The sequence below is a fragment of the Ruegeria sp. R8_1 genome, assembly GCF_017743815.1.
Taxonomy (GTDB): Bacteria; Pseudomonadota; Alphaproteobacteria; order Rhodobacterales; family Rhodobacteraceae; genus Ruegeria; species Ruegeria lacuscaerulensis_A.
Map to the genome: position 1 here is coordinate 98,307 of NZ_JAGHRL010000004.1, position 18,405 is coordinate 116,711.

Annotated in this window: 19 protein-coding genes; 6 read left to right on the forward strand and 13 right to left on the reverse strand. The window is 59.7% G+C overall.

Annotated elements, in window-relative coordinates; translation table 11 throughout:
- Positions 1-204 precede the first annotated feature (204 nt).
- Positions 205-534 (forward strand): hypothetical protein, encoded by a 330-nt coding sequence (locus tag J7380_RS10785; RefSeq protein WP_170755199.1) that lies wholly within the window; start codon positions 205-207, stop codon positions 532-534.
- Positions 535-537: 3 nt separating this feature from the next.
- On the opposite strand, the gene J7380_RS10790 is transcribed toward J7380_RS10785, so the two are convergent.
- Both J7380_RS10790 and J7380_RS10795 read right to left on the reverse strand, forming a co-directional pair.
- Positions 538-1,038 (reverse strand): potassium channel family protein, encoded by a 501-nt coding sequence (locus J7380_RS10790; protein ID WP_209195751.1) that lies wholly within the window; start codon positions 1,036-1,038, stop codon positions 538-540.
- Between the two features lie 69 nt (positions 1,039-1,107).
- Positions 1,108-2,013, reverse strand: a complete 906-nt coding sequence (locus tag J7380_RS10795) for a rhodanese-related sulfurtransferase (protein WP_209195752.1) — start codon at positions 2,011-2,013, stop codon at positions 1,108-1,110.
- A 92-nt stretch (positions 2,014-2,105) separates the two neighbouring features.
- On the opposite strand from J7380_RS10795, the gene pncA reads away from it, so the two are divergent.
- Positions 2,106-2,699 (forward strand): bifunctional nicotinamidase/pyrazinamidase, encoded by a 594-nt coding sequence (pncA, locus tag J7380_RS10800; protein ID WP_209195753.1) that lies wholly within the window; start codon positions 2,106-2,108, stop codon positions 2,697-2,699.
- Here the strand turns inward: pncA and J7380_RS10805 are convergent.
- Positions 2,696-3,229 (reverse strand): hypothetical protein, encoded by a 534-nt coding sequence (locus J7380_RS10805; protein WP_209195754.1) that lies wholly within the window; start codon positions 3,227-3,229, stop codon positions 2,696-2,698. The two genes, pncA and J7380_RS10805, sit on opposite strands and share 4 nt — an antisense overlap.
- Before the next feature lie 163 nt (positions 3,230-3,392).
- On the opposite strand from J7380_RS10805, the gene pncB reads away from it, so the two are divergent.
- Positions 3,393-4,685 carry a nicotinate phosphoribosyltransferase gene (pncB, locus tag J7380_RS10810; protein ID WP_209195755.1) on the forward strand — a complete coding sequence of 431 codons (1,293 nt, stop codon included), beginning with the start codon at positions 3,393-3,395 and terminating at the stop codon, positions 4,683-4,685.
- 3 nt (positions 4,686-4,688) lie between these two features.
- Here pncB and J7380_RS10815 read toward each other — a convergent pair whose 3' ends face one another.
- Genes J7380_RS10815 through J7380_RS10840 form a run of 6 tightly spaced genes read right to left on the reverse strand, consistent with a single transcriptional unit; the run spans position 4,689 to position 12,176 of the window.
- A complete protein-coding gene (locus J7380_RS10815; protein WP_209195756.1) occupies positions 4,689-6,140 on the reverse strand; it encodes an aldehyde dehydrogenase family protein in 1,452 nt (483 codons plus the stop codon).
- Between the two features lie 32 nt (positions 6,141-6,172).
- Positions 6,173-7,771, reverse strand: coding sequence for a dipeptide ABC transporter ATP-binding protein (locus tag J7380_RS10820; RefSeq protein ID WP_209195757.1), 1,599 nt, complete (start codon positions 7,769-7,771; stop codon positions 6,173-6,175).
- Entirely contained in the window at positions 7,768-8,583 is an 816-nt protein-coding gene (locus J7380_RS10825) for an ABC transporter permease (protein ID WP_209195758.1), read from the reverse strand. The genes J7380_RS10820 and J7380_RS10825 overlap by 4 nt, the downstream gene beginning before the upstream one ends.
- A complete protein-coding gene (locus J7380_RS10830; RefSeq protein ID WP_209195759.1) occupies positions 8,580-9,527 on the reverse strand; it encodes an ABC transporter permease in 948 nt (315 codons plus the stop codon). The genes J7380_RS10825 and J7380_RS10830 overlap by 4 nt, the downstream gene beginning before the upstream one ends.
- Before the next feature lie 40 nt (positions 9,528-9,567).
- Entirely contained in the window at positions 9,568-10,629 is a 1,062-nt protein-coding gene (locus J7380_RS10835; protein WP_209195760.1) for a hypothetical protein, read from the reverse strand.
- A gap of 59 nt (positions 10,630-10,688) precedes the next feature.
- A complete protein-coding gene (locus J7380_RS10840; protein WP_209195761.1) occupies positions 10,689-12,176 on the reverse strand; it encodes an ABC transporter substrate-binding protein in 1,488 nt (495 codons plus the stop codon).
- Positions 12,177-12,346: 170 nt separating this feature from the next.
- Between J7380_RS10840 and panB the strand changes: the two genes are divergently transcribed.
- The 3 genes from panB to glpK all read left to right on the forward strand — a co-directional run bounded on the left by panB (position 12,347) and on the right by glpK (position 15,574).
- The gene (gene panB / locus J7380_RS10845; RefSeq protein WP_209195762.1) at positions 12,347-13,186 is read left to right on the forward strand and encodes a 3-methyl-2-oxobutanoate hydroxymethyltransferase; all 840 of its coding nucleotides are present in this window, start codon (positions 12,347-12,349) and stop codon (positions 13,184-13,186) included.
- Positions 13,183-14,025, forward strand: coding sequence for a pantoate--beta-alanine ligase (panC, locus tag J7380_RS10850; protein WP_209195763.1), 843 nt, complete (start codon positions 13,183-13,185; stop codon positions 14,023-14,025). Before panB ends, panC begins: the two co-directional genes overlap by 4 nt.
- Positions 14,026-14,095: 70 nt before the next feature.
- Positions 14,096-15,574: a glycerol kinase GlpK gene (glpK, locus tag J7380_RS10855; protein ID WP_209195764.1), complete on the forward strand. Its 1,479-nt coding sequence runs from the start codon at positions 14,096-14,098 to the stop codon at positions 15,572-15,574.
- 13 nt (positions 15,575-15,587) lie between these two features.
- Here the strand turns inward: glpK and smpB are convergent, their stop codons facing one another.
- The 4 genes from smpB to J7380_RS10875 form a co-directional block, all read right to left on the reverse strand.
- A complete protein-coding gene (smpB, locus tag J7380_RS10860) occupies positions 15,588-16,070 on the reverse strand; it encodes an SsrA-binding protein SmpB (protein WP_209195765.1) in 483 nt (160 codons plus the stop codon).
- A gap of 41 nt (positions 16,071-16,111) precedes the next feature.
- On the reverse strand, positions 16,112-16,654 hold the full coding sequence (idi, locus tag J7380_RS10865) for an isopentenyl-diphosphate Delta-isomerase (protein ID WP_170355873.1): 543 nt from the start codon (positions 16,652-16,654) through the stop codon (positions 16,112-16,114).
- Positions 16,655-16,806: 152 nt separating this feature from the next.
- Positions 16,807-17,220: a c-type cytochrome gene (locus J7380_RS10870; RefSeq protein WP_209195766.1), complete on the reverse strand. Its 414-nt coding sequence runs from the start codon at positions 17,218-17,220 to the stop codon at positions 16,807-16,809.
- Positions 17,221-17,333: 113 nt separating this feature from the next.
- Positions 17,334-18,350 (reverse strand): P1 family peptidase, encoded by a 1,017-nt coding sequence (locus J7380_RS10875; protein ID WP_209195767.1) that lies wholly within the window; start codon positions 18,348-18,350, stop codon positions 17,334-17,336.
- Positions 18,351-18,405 lie beyond the last annotated feature (55 nt).

Consider the following 18,405-nt stretch of genomic DNA (forward strand, 5'->3'; position numbering starts at 1 on the left):
TGTGTCTTGAAATGAAACGCACTGATTCTTTGATTAACTCAGGAAGCACGAAAATACGTGCCGAACAGGTCGAAACGCGACGGGACAGGCTGGTTTGAAACGCGGTGCAAACCGTGTGGATCAGCGGAAATCTTGAAAAAGTTCCTAAAATGTTCTATATTTGTTCCATCGTGATGTCTGAGGTGGAACGGAGGTATTCGAGCTATGGCCAACGCTGCCCGTCAAAGCTGGTACGACGCACCCAGCAACGATTATCACATGCTGCCCGTCACAGACCGGCAGATGCGTTATGCGCGCGCGATTGCCCAGCAATCGGCGCTTGAAATCCCGGTCGAGGCACAACGCGACCGCAGGGCCATGTCCCAGTGGATTTCGGCGCATAAACAGGATGACCCGTCGCCATTTGCCAATTACCCCACTGGCAAACAGGTCGCTTTTGCTGAACGGATCTCGCGTTCCAAACGCAGGCCGATACCGTCTGAGTGTTTCCGCGACAAGCACATGATGTCTCGGTGGATTGACACCAACAAATAGGCTCTAATCCGAGTGATTTCGGGCATAAAGTGCCACGGCAGCGGCGACGAAGAGGCCCAGCAGGATGTAGCCTGTCACCGCTTCGGACACGGCCAACGCGCGGCACAGGCCGGTCGGGGCCATGTCGCCATATCCAACGGTGGTGAAGGTGACATATGAGAAATACAGGATGTCCCCCGGTCCGCTGGCACCGACCACGCAGTTGTCTTTATAGCCGAACGCACCATAGACGGCGGCGAACAGGAACGGGACGACCTGAATAAAGGAAACGCCCATCAAGAACAGCACACGACGCGGCGATTTCACTTGGGTCATGTAGAACCAGGACTGCGACACGATCCACAGCAGCAACCCGACCGAGGCGAGGGTTCCGATCGTATCGCCTGCGGTGGCTTCGCTCAGGCGGGACAGGCCGAACCACGCGACGAAACTGGCAACAACCATGCCACCCGCCGCCAACAGGGTTGATTTCCATTCCGCCAGAGTGGTGGGTTTGCGGGACATTGGGCCTCCGGTCACAGGGTCTGCGTGTGATCATCCCGGTTTGCACCGGGGCCTGCAACCGGAATTGGCTTATTCTGCGCCCAGATGTTCCTGCCCGCGCGAACGTGCTAGACCTATCTGCTTTTGCCGCTCGCGGAAGCGCATTTTGTCCGCTTCCGAGGTCTCATCCACGCATTGGTGGCACGCAACGCCGTGTTCGTATTCGGGCCGTTTCATATCCTCGGGCAGGATCGGGCGGCGGCAGCCGTGGCACAGGTTATGAGGCCCCTCGACCAGCCCATGCCCCACAGAAACGCGGTTGTCGAACACAAAGCACTCACCTTGCCAGGTGCTGTCCTCGGCGGGCATTTCCTCAAGGTAACGCAGGATACCGCCCTTGAGGTGATAGACATCCTCGACCCCTTGCCCCAGCAGGAAGTTGGTGGATTTCTCACAGCGGATACCGCCGGTGCAGAACATGGCCACGCGCTTGTTGTGGAAGCGCTCCTTGTTTTCTTCCCACCACGCCGGGAATTCGCGGAAACTGGCTGTTTCAGGGTCTATTGCGCCCTCAAACGTACCAATCGCCACCTCGTAATCGTTGCGCGTGTCGATCACCACCACATCGTCCGAGCGGATCAGGTCATTCCATTCCTCAGGCTCGACGTAATTGCCGACGCGGGCACGCGGATCGACATCCGGCTGGCCCATAGTCACAATCTCTTTCTTCAGCCGCACCTTCATCTTTCCAAAAGGCGGATGATCGGCGGTGGCCTCTTTCCACTCCAGATCGGCACAACCCGGCAGCGCCTTGATATGGGCCAGCACAGCGTTAATCCCGGCGCGGGGGCCAGCGATGGTGCCGTTGATGCCCTCTTGCGCCAGCAGCAGCGTACCTTTGACCGCTTGCGCGCGGCAAAGGTCCAACAGGGGTTCGCGCAAGGCGGCGTGATCGGCGAAACGGGTGAAGTGATAGAGAGCAGCGATGGTATACATGCGCGCGGTCTAGCCTCACGCGCGCAGAGTCGCAAGGGACCGGATTGACGCCCCCTGCCCGCGCCCTTACCGATAGCAAAAAGGAGATCGCGATGACCCATGCCCTGATCGTAATCGACGTCCAGAACGATTTCTGCCCCGGCGGCGCACTGGCCGTGCCCGGAGGCGACCACATCGTGGCCCCTATCAACGCGATGATGGACGACTTCGACGCCGTGATCCTGACGCAGGACTGGCACCCGGCCGGGCATTCTTCTTTCGCCAGTTCTCATGCGGGGAAAAACCCCTATGACATGACCGAAATGCCCTATGGTCCGCAGGTTCTATGGCCCGATCATTGCGTGCAAGATACGCACGGCGCCATGTTTCACCCCAATCTGCGCACAGATGCGGACCTGATCATCCGCAAGGGGTTCCGCCCAACTATCGATAGCTATTCTGCCTTTTTCGAAAACGACAAGACCACCCCAACAGGGTTGGAAGGATACCTGAACACGCGCGGCATACGAAAACTGACGATGGTAGGGTTGGCAACAGACTTCTGTGTACACTTCTCGGCCGTGGACGCAGCCCGGCTGGGATTCGAGGTCACAGTTCGGTTGGACGTTTGCCGCGCTATTGATCTGGATGGTTCACTGGCGACGGCTGAAGCCGCGATGCGTGACGCCGGTGTAACACTGTCCTAAGGGGTCGCGCCGCGCTCGGCCAGGTATTTGACAATAACAAACAGAATTACGGCCAGCCCCAGCGCCACGCCGATCCGTCCCGGCAAGGTACGGCGTTCGGGCGATGCAGGGGATTTGTACCGAGGGTTTGGCGTCCAGTCCGCAACTGTACGGCGCTGACCATTGCGCGGACGGGCGTTTTTAATGTCCCGAAGGAACTTTCGGAAATCGAACTCGCCGCAATATTCGCCCTGAACGCCCCTCTTGCGAATATTGGCAAACAGAGCGCGTAGGATCCGCTCCCGTTCAGCCTCATCCCTTGGCCGGTATAGACCGTGCACAAGATCGCTGCCGGTTGCATCCAGACCAAAGCCTGCATCCTGAAAAATCTTGCGAATTTTTGGAGAGGCCGCCCTCAGAGCATCCGCAGTCTTCACACTGCGAAACATCGCACGCAGCACTGGTTTCTTCGAAAAACCATCCGGGCCCGAATCTGAATCCCCTTCCCCCGGATCGACGACCACAATGTCAAAATCGTACTCGAGAACCATTCACCAACTTAACCTCGTCCTTCGACCTCTCTTCTCACTAACCGGTGAAAAGAACACACAATATGCTCGCTTTGTGACCTGACATTGTCATTGTCACCAAACCAGCGACTCTTGCCATTCCACACACCGATTGATCTAACAACGGAAATCGCAGGAGTTCCTCATGGTCGATATTGCGGCACGTGTGTACAATCATAAATGGCAGATTGACCCGATTGTACGGTCTTTAATCGACACAGATTTCTACAAACTGCTGATGTGCCAGTCAGTGTTTCGAAATCGGCCCCAAACGGATGTTGTGTTTTCGCTGATCAATCGGTCGAATCACATCCCTTTGGCCAAGCTCATCGACGAGGGCGAACTGCGCGAACAGCTGGATCATATCCGCTCACTCAGCCTCAGCCGCGGCGAAAGCACGTGGCTGCGGGGCAATATGTTCTACGGCAAACGACAGATGTTCCGGTCCGATTTCATGGAGTGGTTCGAGAATCTGCGCCTGCCCCCCTATCATCTGGAACGCAAGGGCGATCAGTACGAGCTGACGTTCGAGGGCAAATGGCACGAGGTCATGCTGTGGGAAATTCCCGCGCTTGCCGTACTGATGGAGCTACGCTCGCGCGCCGTGCTGAACGACATGCGCCGGTTCGAGCTGCAGGTGCTCTATGCCCGCGCAATGACCCGCGTTTGGGAAAAGATTGAGCAACTGCGTGATATTGATGGGCTGGGCATTGCGGATTTCGGCACCCGGCGGCGTCATTCGTTCCTGTGGCAGGACTGGTGCGTACAAGCCATGATCGAAGGATTAGGGTCTGCATTTTCCGGCACCTCGAACTGCCTGATCGCCATGCGGCGCGAGGTTGAAGCCATCGGCACCAACGCGCATGAACTTCCCATGGTCTATTCCGCGCTGGCCGATACGGACGCGGAACTGGCGCAGGCTCCGTATGATGTTCTCAGCGACTGGCATGAAGAACATGACGGCAACTTGCGCATCATTTTGCCGGACACCTATGGAACACAGGGCTTTCTGGACAGTGCGCCCGACTGGCTTGCAGGCTGGACTGGTATCCGTGTCGATAGTGGCGACCCGGCAACGGGGGCGGAAACCGCGATCAACTGGTGGAAATCACGCGGCGAGGACCCACGTGAAAAACGCGTGATCTTCTCGGATGGGCTGGATGTGGACAAGATCCGAGAGCTGCATGACCAATTCGCCGGACGGACAAAAGTGTCCTTTGGTTGGGGTACATTGCTGACCAACGATTTCCGCGGGCTGGTCCCGAATGACGCACTGGCGCCGTTTTCGCTGGTGTGCAAAGCGGTCTCGGCCAATGGCCGTCCGACGGTGAAATTGTCGGACAACCCTGAAAAGGCGATGGGACCGGCGGACGAGATCGAACGTTACAAACGCGTCTTCGGCGTTGGCACGCAAAAAGCGATCGAGGTCATCGTTTAGACCCTAACCATGGTAAGTCGCCACGGTCTTAAGTTGTGAAAAGCCGTATAGCGCCTCGAAACCTTTTTCGCGGCCATGGCCAGATTTACCGACGCCACCAAAGGGCAGCTCGACCCCGCCGCCAGCCCCGTAGTTGTTGACGAAAACCTGCCCCGCATGCAGCCGTTTTGCCAAACGCATCTGCCGCGCGCCGTCGCGGGTCCAGATGCTGGCGACAAGCCCATAGTCGGTACTGTTGGCGATCTGGGCGGCTTCGTCCTCGGTGTCGAAAGGGATGAGCACCTGCACCGGGCCGAAAATCTCCTCCTGCGCCAACGTATGATCAGGCGGCACATCGGCGAATAATGTGGGCTGCACATACGCGCCTTGCGTCGGGGCGTCCTCCACGATCTGTCCCTGCGCCACGATGGTCAAGTCTTTGCCCTTGGCCAGAAACCCCTCAACGATCTCTTTTTGACGGGCCGAGATCAACGGCCCCACTCGCAGATCCTGTGCCGCCGGCCCAACGGTCAGATCAGCATAGGCCGCAATCATGCGCGCCTTGACTTGGCTATAAACCCCACGCTGCACCAGAATGCGGGACGAGGCCGAACAGGTCTGCCCCGCGTTCTGAATACCCGCATTCACCAGAAACGGCAGGGCCGCGTCCAGATCGGCGTCATCAAACACCAGCTGCGGGGATTTTCCGCCCAATTCCAACGTTATAGGCACCACGTTGCGCCCCGCCGCCTGCTGCACCAAGGCCCCTGTCGCGACTGACCCTGTGAACGAGATATGGTGGACGCCCGGATGCGCCGAAAGCGCAGCCCCGGCCTCGGCCCCTAAACCCGGCACAACGTTTAGCGCACCAGCCGGCAAACCCGCTTGTTGGGCCAGATGCGCAAAGGCCAGCGCGGTCAGACACGCCTCCTCGGCTGGTTTCAGCACGCAGGCATTGCCCATCGCCAGTGCCGCCCCGACCGAACGCCCGATGATCTGCATCGGGTAGTTCCACGGCACGATATGTCCCGTTACCCCATGGGGTTCACGCAGGGTATAAACGGTGTAGCCGTCCAGATAGGGAATCGTCTCGCCCATCACCTTATCCGCTGCACCGCCGTAGAATTCGCAATACCGCGCCAAGGCCACCGCATCCGCGCGCGCCTGGGTCAGCGGTTTGCCCACATCCATTGCCTCCAACGCGGCCAGATCGTCCACGCGTTTAAGCACCAACTGACCCAATCGCGTCAGGATGCGCCCGCGTTCCAGTGCGGTTTTGCGGCCCCAATCCCCATCCAGTGCCGCCTGCGCGGCTGCGACCGCCGCGTCGATATCGGACGCATCCCCCCGCGCGATGCGACAGATTTCCGTACCGTCCGAGGGGTTGATCAAAGGCAGATCGACGCCAGCAGAGGGCGCGATCCACTCTCCACCGATCAAACACAGTGCGGGGTTGAACCAAAGCGGATTGGGCATGTTTCTCTCCATTCAGGCTCTAATCAGACATTTCAGCCAGCAAGCGCCCCGATATCCGGCAGCACCGGCGCGGCGTCGATCAGGGTGCGGGTATAGGCGTGCTGCGGATTGGCAAAGACCTGCTCGGTCTTGCCCTGTTCCACGATCTTGCCCGCCTGCATGACCATCACCCGATCAGTGATCGTGCGCACGACGCTCAGGTCGTGGCTTATGAACAGATAGGTCAGGTCGTAAGCGGCGCACAACTCGGCCAGCAGATCGAGGATTTGCGCGCGGACCGAGACATCAAGGGCCGAGACGGCCTCATCAAACAGGATCAATTCGGGGCGGATGATCAGGGCGCGGGCGATGGCGATACGCTGACGCTGCCCGCCCGAGAATTCGTGGATGTATTTCCCTGCGTCATCGGGGCTGAGGCCCACGGCGGTCAGCATCTCGGCAATGCGGTCCTGACGTTCTGAACCGGTGGGCGGCGTGTCCAGCAAGTGAAACGGCTCAGTGATCAAACGCGCGACTTTGTGGCGGGGGTTAAAGCTGCCATAGGGGTCCTGAAACACCACCTGCATTTTACGACGCACCGCAGGGTTCGGTTTATGGCCGGTGAAAACGGGTGCGCCATCCAGACGGATTTCCCCTGCTTGCACCTCTTCCAGGCCCAGAATAGCTCGCGTTAGGGTCGATTTTCCACATCCGGACTCACCGACCAAACCCAGCCGTTCACCACGATTAAGCGTAAAGCTGACCTGATCCACCGCGCGGTGGTGGCCCGGCTTGTCGAACAGACCCTTGCGCGGCAAGCGATAGTCGCGGACGACCTGGGTGACCTCTAGCAACGGGCGATCTCCCGCTGTGTCGGGCAAGGCCACCTGATGATCCGAGGCCTCAAACAGCATACGGGTATAAGGGTGCTGCATGTTGCGCAGCAGATCGTCGGTGGGGCCCACTTCCACGACCTCGCCGTGCCGCATCACCACGATCTGGTCTGCCATGTCAGCGACCACGGCCAGATCATGGGTGATCATCAGCAGGCCCATGCCATATTCACGCACCAACCCTTTCAGCAGATCGAGGATTTGTGCCTGCGTAGTCACGTCCAGCGCGGTTGTCGGCTCATCCGCGATCAGCAGCTTGGGCCGCAAGGCAATGGCCATGGCAATGACAACGCGCTGGCGTTGCCCGCCCGACAACTCATGCGGATAGCGAGACAGGGGAAAGCGGTCCGGGGGAAGGCCCACGCGGCGCAACACTTCTTTCGCGCGGTCCAGAGCCTGCGTGGCAGGCATGGCCTTATGGATCAGGATCGTTTCCATGACCTGATCGCCGATGGTCTTCACCGGGTTCAGGGCTGTCATCGGCTCTTGAAACACCATCCCGATCTTGGCACCACGCAGGGCACACATCTCGACTTCGGGAGTGGTCAGCACGTCGCGCCCTTCCAGCCGGATCTCGCCCAGCGTCTGCGCCCCGTTGGGCAACAGTTGCATCACGGCCAAAGCGGTCATCGACTTGCCCGAGCCGCTTTCACCTGTCACGGCGACGATCTGGCCGGGATCAATGGACAGGTTGACCTGCTTCAGGATCGGCGTCCCGTGGATGGACAGCGACAGGTTTTCGACCTCAAGCAAACTCATGCGCGCGCCACCCTGATCCGGGGGTCCAGCCAATCGCGCAGCCCGTCGCCCAGCAGGTTCAGGCCCAGCACCGTGACAATGATCGCCAGCCCTGGAATTAGAGCCAAATGCGGGGCAAAACTGACCATTGTCTGCGCATCGGCCAGCATACGACCCCAGCTGGGCGTGGGCGGTTGCGCACCAAGGCCGACATAGGACAACCCGGCTTCGGCCAGTATCCCCAGCGAGAACTGGATGGTGCCCTGTACGATCAGCAGATTGGCGACATTGGGCAGGATATGTTCTGCCGATATCCGCGCAGCACCCTTGCCCGAGACACGGGCGGCGAGGATGAACTCGCGCTCCCACAAGGACAGCGCCGCGCCACGGGTGATGCGGGCGAAGACGGGGATGTTGAAGATGCCGATGGCGATGATGGCGTTTATGGCCCCGGCACCGAATACGGCTGTGATCAGGATCGCAATGACCAGCGATGGGAAGGCAAAGACCAGATCATTGCCGCGCATGATCACCTCATCCAGCCACGACCCCTTGCGCGCCGCCGCCGTCAGGCCCAATGGCACGCCCAACGCCATACCGATCCCCACGGCAACCAGAGCAACCGCAATCGACGTGCGCGCGCCCACCATGATCATCGAGAACATGTCGCGCCCGAAATGATCCGTCCCGAACCAGTTCTGTGCGCTTGGCGTCTTGAGCTTGCCGGGAATATCCAACGCGGCGTGGTCGTAAGGTGTCCAGACAAAGGACACCAAAGCCGCCAGCAGAACCAACGAGGACAGCAACGCGCCAAGGATCAGGTTGCGGCTCATGTCCGGCTCCTGAGGCGGGGATCGACGGCGGCATAAGCCAGATCGACCAGAAAATTCACGGTGATGACGGCGAAAACCAGCAACATGACCACCGATTCCACCACGATCAGATCACGGGCCGAGATCGCCTGAAACACCAAACGCCCCAGTCCGGGCAGATAGAAGACTTGCTCGATAATGATCGACCCGGCCAAGAGGAATGAAAACTGCAGCCCAATGATGGTCAGCACCGGGATCAGCGCGTTGCGGACGCCGTGACGCCACAGGGCCTGACGGCGCGACAGGCCTTTCGCGCGGGCGGTGCGCATGAAATCCTCGCCCAGAATGTCCAGCAGAGATGACCGCATCACCCGCGCCAGAATCGCGGCTTGCGGCAAAGCCAGCGCGATGGCGGGCAGCGTCAGCGAGTGCAGCCCGGTCCAAAGCCCCTGATCCCAGCCTGCGAACCCTCCGGCGTTGAACCAGCGCAGGTTGATGGCGAAGATCAGCACCAGCATCATGGCAAACCAGAAATTCGGCACCGCGATGCCCAGCTGCGTTGCCCCCATCACCGTCAGATCGCCCGGTTTGCCCCGGCGTGCGGCGGCGTAAATCCCGGCGGGGAACGCGATCAGCGTCGACAGGATCAACGCGTATAGCGCCAGCGGCAAAGACACCCACAGCCGATCCGCAATCATCTGCGAAACTGGTGTGCGATAGGTATAGGAGGTGCCGAAATCACCCACCAGCATTCCGCCGATCCAGTTGAAGTAGCGCTCAAGCTTTGAGCCATCCAAGCCCAGCTCGGCCCGCAACGCGGCCAGCGTGTCCTCCTGCGCGTTGACGCCCAGCATGAAGGATGCAGGATCGCCCGGTGCGACCTCGATCACTGCGAAGATCACGACCGAGGCAACGGCCAGGCTGATCATCAGCGATATCAGGCGTTTGAGAGCGTAGCGCAGCATAGATCGCACGTTAGGGTCACAGGCGGCGTTGGTCCAGCGTCTAAGGTATCAGCAAATAAGCAGAAACCGCGTAGCCGACGATCGCGGCATAGCCCAGCGGATAGATCCATTTAACGGCGTAATTATCAAGCTTGCGCGCCGTGTCTTCGTGCCCGGCGACTTTGAGTCTGCGCAAGGCGACGTTGAACACGATCAGCGCCCCGGTCATCAGGAACATCCATTGCAGAACGAAATCCAGAAAGGTCAGATAGCCCAGCTTGGGCAGATCAGCAGAAATCGCCCAGTTGAAAGCAACAAAGACCAGCAGGTTGCCCCCTGCGATCTCGATCCGTTTGCGGTATTCGTCCAGAAAGAACAGCGCCCAGCCAACTGCAACGAGTACCAGCATGGGCATGAACACCCGGATCATGTAGTAGGTTTGATGCCTGCTACCCTGAAAGGCCAGCGCCAGTTGATCGCTATCACGCCCCGACAGACCCTGAACCTGGGTTTTCACCATTCGCGCGCTGCCCAGAACCCATTCTTCCTCGCCCAGCAGATCGCCCAGACCCGAGTAATTTTCCAGCGGGTAATACGTCACGTAATCCGAGGGAAAGACCGAAACGACCTCGAAATAGAAATCCTGCGTGTCGAACGGGTACTTACGGAAATCGAAGTGAGGCGCCTGCAAGGTGAGCGAGGATTTCTCGACATATACCACCCGCCCGTCACTGCGCAGCGAGGCGGCGGCCTCGTGAATCCATTTGTTGGATTGCTGATTATGGATCACAAAAGCCGGCATGACGGACCCGATCGCGGCCGCGTGGTCCGCCAGATCGGGCGGGTTGAAGACCCGAATGTCCCGCCCTGTCTGCTCTGCGTCAAACGCCAGCAGAGGATCCGTCCACTCGAACCGAAGAACGACCACTGCCCCATAGTTCTCTGCTTTTTGATCCACGCTGGTGATCTGGTCGATCTTGATCCCGACACCCACGTTCAACGGGTTTTCAGGGGTCCCAACCAGTGCATCCAGCCGGCTGCTCAGTGCATTCTGAGCAACTGTCGCTGAGGGCAGTCCCCACAGTGTCAACACACACAGCAGAAAAACTCGGAAAAACGTCATGGTATCGTTTGCCTTGACCTTACGGGAACCGGGGTCGCGCGACACGACCCCAGCTTTGATCACTCGGACCAGCTGATCTGCGTCAGGTCAATCGCAGCCGTGGGCGCGTTCTCCCACAGGCCCTGAACACCTGCTTTGGCGACACCCAGCTTGGCCAGCTGGAACAGGTAGCCATTGACGAAATCAGTGGCAATCAGGCGCTGCGCGTCTCCCATCAGTTTGGTCCGCTCATCCGGGTCGGTCGTTTCGTTCAACAGCTCCATCAACGCTTGAAAATCGCTGCTGTCATATTGGAAGTAATAGTCAGGCCGCGCGTAGATGCCGATATCCATTGGCTCTGTATGGCTGACGATAGTCAGGCCGAAATCCTTGCCCTTGAACACCGATTCCAACCATTGCGCCCATTCAACATTGATGATCTCGGCCTTAATCCCAACCTCCGCCAGCTGCGCGGCGATGATCTCACCGCCGCGACGGGCGTATGAGGGGGGCGGTAGATGCAGCGTGGTCTCGAACCCGTCGGCATAGCCAGCATCAGCCAGAAGCTGCGCAGCTTTCTTGGGGTCATAGGCCGAATTGCCGGTCAGATCGACATAGGCCGGATTGTGCGGCGCAAAATGGGTGCCGATGGGGGTTCCATAGCCAAACATCGCGCCGTCGATAATTGCCTGACGGTCGATCGCATGGGCCATAGCCTGCCGTACCCTTATGTCGTCGAATGGTGCTTTCTTATTGTTGGTGGACAGGATCGTTTCGCCCTCGGTCGAACCGACCAGCACTTGAAAACGGGGGTCGGCCTCGAATTGCGGAAGGTTCTCGGGCGCCGGGAAGTTGTCGAACACGTCCACATCCTCGGCCATCATTGCAGCGAAGGCTGCGGTGGGGTCCGAGATGAACTTGAACGTTGCGGTCTCAAGGCTGGGCTGATCGCCCCAATAATTCGGGTTGCGATTCACCGTGATGCTGTCGCCCTGCACCCAGTCGCCAAAGGTATAGGCCCCGGTTCCGACCGGGTTGGTCTTGATGTTGTCGATACTCTCGGGCGCGACAATCACTGCGTCGCCCCAAGCCATATTGAACAGGAAATTCCCGTTCGGTGCGGACAAAGTGACCTTGACGGTCAGCGGGTCCATGACCTCGACGCTGTCGATCCCGGCGAACAGAGCTTTCTGCGCATTCGCGCTGTCTTCGGCGCGGGCACGATCAAGGCTGAACTTGACGTCCTCGGCATCCATGGTCGATCCATCGTGAAAGGTCACACCTTCGCGCAGCTTGAACGTATAGATCATCCCGTCATCCGAGATCTCCCAACTTTCCGCAAGACCGGGCACGACCGAGCCGTCCCCCACGAAACGGGTCAGCCCTTCGAAGATATTGGTATAGACCACCGAATCGATGGCCTGCGCGGCGGCGCTTGTCGGGTCCAGATGCGGCGGCTCAAGCTGCATCGCGATGGTAATATCGGATTTGGCCAAAGCCGCGCCTGCGAACAAGCTGGCACCGACGGCCAAAGCGGACGCAAAGGACCGAAATCTCTGCTTTGTCATGAAAATCACTCCCCACTGAAATATGCAGCCGCGTGTTTTTTCGGGCTATTGTCAGACCAATCTTCCCATAAACCTACAGTCAATCAAGGAAATGTTCGCGCAACCGGGGTTTCTATGCGGTGCCGCAATCTGCTATGCCGCGCTGCAACATAAACCCCGGAGGAGCGATCATGAGCGCCACCGCCCGCAAAAAAGCCCCCAACGCCGAAGATATTCGGGCGCGCAAAGGGGGCGAGCCTCTGGTCTCGCTGACCGCCTACACGACGCCGATGGCCCGATTGATGGACGACCATTGCGACTTCGTTCTTGTCGGCGACAGCGTCGGTATGGTCCTGCACGGGCTGGAATCGACGCTGGGCGTGACGATGGAGATGATGGTGATGCACGGGCAGGCCGTCGCCCGCGGGCTGAACAATGCGATGATGGTCATCGACATGCCCTTTGGCAGCTACGAACACTCGCCCGCCGACGCGTTCCGCAACGCGGCGCGGCTGATGGCTGAAACCGGCGCGGGGGCGGTCAAGCTTGAGGGCGGGGTCGAAATGGCCGAGACCATCCGCTTTCTGGTCAAGCGCGGCATTCCGGTGATGGCTCATATCGGCCTGACCCCACAATCGATCAACACGCTGGGTGGCTACAAGGTACAGGGCCGCGATGAACAGGCCGAGGCGGTTCTGGCCGACGCCCACGCCGTCGCGGGCGCAGGCGCGTTTTCGGTCGTGTTAGAGAAGGTTCCGCAGGGTCTGGCCGACCGCATCACGGCCGAGGTTGCGATCCCTACCATCGGCATCGGCGCGTCGGCGGGCTGTGACGGGCAGATTCTTGTGGTCGATGACATGGTGGGCTTTTTCACCGCTTTCAAACCGAAATTCGTCAAACGCTATGCAGAACTTGGCCCGATGGCCGAGGCCGCCATTGCCGAATACGCCGCCGAAGTGCGCGCCCGCAGCTTTCCGGCCGACGAACATGTCTTTGCCGATCAGGCCCCGTCCAAAGGGCCAAAGACATGACAGCCCCCATCCTGCGCCGCCTTGCCGATCTGCGCGCGCTGACAACCCAATGGCATCGCAACGGCGAAGTCATCGGCGTGGTCCCCACCATGGGCGCGCTGCATCAGGGGCATCTGTCGCTGGTTGAGGCCGCCAAGGCCGGGGCGGATCGCGTCATTGTCACGATCTTTGTGAACCCCAAGCAGTTCAATAACGCGCAAGACCTCGCCAACTACCCGCGCACCGAACATGAGGACGCGCAGAAGCTGGCCCCCTTTGGCGTGGATGCGATCTATGTGCCCGATCCTGATGAGATCTACCCACAGGGCTTTGCCACCACCGTGTCCGTCACCGGCCTGACCAATGTGATGGAGGGCGAATTCCGCCCCGGCCATTTCGATGGCGTCGCCACCGTGGTTGCGAAACTGTTCCTGCAAACTCAGGCGGACAGAGCCTATTTCGGGGAAAAAGACTATCAGCAATTGATGGTCGTGCGCCGTATGGCCCGCGATCTGGACATTCCGATCGAGGTTATTGGCTGCCCCACCGTCCGCGAACCCTCGGGGCTGGCGATGTCCTCGCGCAACCTGCGTCTGTCGTTCGAGGGGTTGGAGGTTGCTGCCCACAAACACCGGATCATGACCGAACTGGCCGTCTCGCTGAAAGATGGCGCAGCGTTTGACGCTCTGGCTGCGCAGGCGCAGACCGATCTGCTAGCTGCGGGCTTTACGCAAGTCGAATATACCCAACTGCGCTGCGCCGAGACGCTGGAACCACTGACCCATGCCGACCGCCCCGCCCGGCTGTTTGTGGCCGCATGGGCGGACGGCGTGCGACTGATCGACAATATTCCGGTCTGAACGCTCTGGCACCCGCGCTATTGTTTGCGCTAAAGTCCTGCAAAACCAATACCAGAGGGGGGCGCGGGGCATGACCTATATTCTCGCTATTGATCAGGGCACCACATCATCACGGGCCATTCTGTTTGACGCGGACATGCAGCGGGCGGGCACCGCGCAGCACGAATTCACCCAGCATTTCCCGCAGGAAGGCTGGGTCGAACACGACCCCGAGGAAATCTGGGACAGCGTTTTGCGGGTCTGCCGTGAGGTGATGGAAGCCAGCACTGTTACCCCCGATCAGATCGCGGGCATCGGCATCACCAATCAACGCGAAACCACGGTGGTCTGGGACCGGACCACCGGCAAACCGATCCACAACGCCATAGTCTGGCAGGACCGCCGCACCGCCGATATTTGCGCCCGCTACAAACAAGCCGGTTGCGAGGACGATGTAACGGCCCAGACCGGCCTGCTGCTGGACCCATATTTCTCGGGCACAAAGGTGAAATGGCTGCTGGATACCGTCCCTGGCGCGCGAGAAAAGGCCGAAGCCGGAGAGCTGCTGTTCGGCACCATCGACAGCTTCCTGATCTGGCGTCTGACCGAAGGCCGCAGCCACGCCACCGACGCCACAAACGCCGCCCGCACCCTGTTGTTCGACATTCACAATGGTGAATGGAGCACGGAGATCTGTGATCTGCTGGACGTGCCGATGAATATGCTGCCGCAGGTCCATGATTGTGCCTCGGACTTCGGGGAAACGACTCTGTTTGGGGGAAATATCCCCATTTTGGGCGTCGCCGGCGACCAGCAGGCCGCCACCATCGGCCAGGCGTGTTTTCAGCCCGGCATGTTGAAATCCACCTATGGCACGGGCTGTTTCGCGCTGCTGAACACGGGCGACAAGCCGGTTGAGTCGAAAAACCGCCTGCTGACTACTATCGCCTACCAGCTGGACGGCAAGCGGACCTATGCGTTGGAGGGCTCGATCTTTGTAGCCGGGGCTGCTGTGCAATGGCTGCGCGATGCGTTGCAGATTATCGAATCCGCCCCCGAAAGCGGTGATCTGGCGCAACAAGCAGACCCTAATCAGCACGTCGTGCTGGTGCCCGCTTTTACCGGGCTGGGTGCGCCTTATTGGAAACCCGATTGCCGCGGCGCAGTGTTTGGTCTGACCCGCAACTCAGGCCGGGCCGAGTTCGCCAAAGCCACACTGGAAAGCATCGCTTACCAGACCCGCGATCTGTGGCATGCCATGCAGGGCGACTGGGGCGCGGATACCGATGTGACTCTGCGCGTGGACGGCGGAGCCAGCGCCTCGGATTGGGCGATGCAGGGGTTGTCGGATTATCTGGGAGCTGAAGTTGACCGTCCGGTCATGCAGGAAACAACTGCTCTGGGCGCGGCGTGGCTGGCCGGAATGCGCGCGGGGGTCTATCCCGATCAACAAGGGTTCTCGGAGACCTGGGCGCTGGATCGCCGGTTTAAACCCGAAATGTCACAACAGGACCGCGATGCGGCCTATGACCGTTGGAAACGGGCTGTGTCGGCGGCGATGGCGTTCTAAACCGGGTGAGGGATCAGCTATGATCCTTCATCAACCGCTGCTTCTGACGTGACCAATCGCGCTTGGCCTGTGTTTCACGCTTATCGTGCAGCTTTTTACCCTTGGCGATGCCGATCTTCAGCTTGGCCCGACCCTTGTGGTTGAAATACAAAACCAGAGGCACCAGCGTCATACCCTTGCGCTGGGTCGCGTTCCACAGGTTCGACAATTCCTTGCGCGACACCAGCAGCTTGCGGCGGCGACGTTCTTCGTGCTTGAAGACCTTCGCCTGCTCATACGGGGCGATATAGCTGTTGATCAGCCACAGCTCTCCGTCATCGACCGAGGCATAGCTTTCGGCAATGTTCGAGCCACCCGCGCGCAGGGATTTGACCTCGGAGCCTTCCAGCATAATGCCGCACTCGATATCCTCTTCGATCGCATAATCGAAGCGGGCTCGCCGGTTTTCGGCGATGACTTTGTAATTCGGGTCGGTCTTCTGCTTTTGCTTGGCCATGACGCGTTGATTTAGGCGGCTTGGGGCGGCCTTGCAAGCCCTCAGGTCTTGGCCGAGATGATCAGGTCGGGGCCGAAAATCGTATCAGCGTGGTTGTGTAGATAAATCTTGAGCCACGGTGTAAACCGCGCCGGGTGGCGCTGCACCTCGGCCAGCAGATCGTGATAGTCGATCCAGCGGATATCCATCACCTCGTCTGGGTTCGGTTCGATCTGCAATGGCCCACGCACATGGGCGAGGAAAACGTCCACCACCTCATGCTCGATCATCGAATTGCCCACATCGGCGTGGTATTCCAGCCGGTGACGATATTCGGGATACAGCCCGGTGATCCCCAATTCCTCGCGCAGGCGGCGCACCGCGCATTCAGAAGGCGTCTCACCCCAATCAGGATGGGTGCAGCAGGTATTCGCCCACAAGCCCGGCGTGTGGTATTTGCCCATCGCCCGACGTTGAAGCAAAATCTCGGTGCCGCGCACGACAAAGACCGACACTGCCTTATGCCGCAAACCCTTTTCATGCGCTTCGAGCTTGTCCACGGGGGTCAATTCGCCATCGACCCAGGCCGGGATCATGATTCCCATCTTTCAACTCCTGCTGCCGGTTCGCCGTGCTGGCTGAGTCACCTCGGCTGCATCCACCCAAGTTGGCCCTGTTCATTCCGTATATCAATCGCACGAAAGGCCGCAGGGGGCTGCGGCCTTTGGCTTGATCTTTCTGACTGAGTCAGGCGGCGTTACTGGCCCGATACGCTTACGATATAGGCATAGACGTCTTCGCCGCCTTTTTTCAGCTTGAACGTCATCTTGGATTTAGCCGCCGTGTCGTCCAGATAGGATTTCAAAAAGGCTTTGGGGTCCTGAGCGTACTCGACAAAGGTTGTCTCATCCCAGACCAGACCGTTTTCACCTGCGGCCACGATGCTGTCACCGTATTTGAAGTCTTCAACCGTGCCAGCAGTGCGGCCTGCGATACCGTAAAGGTTCGGGCCGGTCTTGCCACCTTTGACGATCACTTCGCCTTCCGGATCAGCGATCATGTGGCAGGATTTGCACTTGTTGAAGGCTTTCTTGCCAGCTTCTGCGTCACCTTCAGCATAGGCAGGAAGGGCCAGAAGGCCGACAATTGCAGTCGCGAGAATGCGATTCATGGCTTTTGCTCCGATACATATTGGCTGCACCGAATGGAACGCCGGCACAGAAAAGAGTCAACGCGCAGATTGCCGCGCAACGACACAGTGTCACAACCCGACTTTAGTCGTCCTTAACCGAAGTCATGTGACTGCGACCAACATGGCAGCAGGTCGCCCAACTCGGGTGTGGCCAGATAGACGGCGCGGGCAATGGCCCGTGCAAGGCAGATCGAGGCCGTGTGGCCGATCAGCGCCAGATCCGCATCCGACGTCAGGGGTCGCGCACCGGTGCTGACGCCAAAGACCAGATCGCCATCTCCGGGCGTGTGGGCGGGCAGGATCGCACGGGCGATGCCGTCGTGGGCAGCCACCGCCAACCGCTGACATTGCGGTTTCGATAGGTCCGCATCCGTGGCGACAATGGCGATGGTGGTGTTGCCCCTTTCAGATGCTGCCGGATGCATGACCTGCGCCTTGAGGCTGGGAGCAGGCTGTCCAAGTCCCGAGGTCGGATCAGGCCCTAAACCGCCGAATTCGCCGCCCTGTTCGAACGGGGCGGCCCAGAAATGACGGTCGCCGGCCGTAGTGACACTGCCCAGCGGGTTGGCGGCAACCAATGCGCCGACAGTGACACCGTTTTCCAGCACCACCGAGGCAGAACCCAGCCCGCCTTTATGTCGGGCAGCCAAAGCTCCTGCGCCTGCGCCCGCTGTGCCCAGCGCGAAATCAGAGGCTGCGTTCTCGAACGCGGTGCGGCCCAATGCGCGATAAGGATTCTCGGTCCATGTCTTTTCACCCCCGTTCAGCAGATCGAACAAGATGGCTCCGGGAACGATGGGGACGATGGCGGGGCCGACGGCAAAGCCCCTGCCTTCCGCGCGCAAGGCGTCCGACACGCCCGAACAGGCGTCCAACCCAAAGGCCGAACCGCCAGAGAGGGTGATCGCATCCACCCGCTGCACCGATTTGTCCGGGGCGAGCAGGTCGGTTTCCCGCGTTCCGGGCGCGCCGCCCATCACATGTACCGAGGCGGTAAAGGGCGTATCCGCTGTCAGAACCGTGGTGCCGGATTTCAGCGTAGTGTCCTGCGCGTTGCCGACGCGCAGGCCGGGGATATCGGTGATCAGGTTTTTCGGTCCGGGCGTCATTTCTAGGTGATCCTGTGGGGAGGGGAAGCGCGCAGGCGCGCTGCCTCCTGCGGAG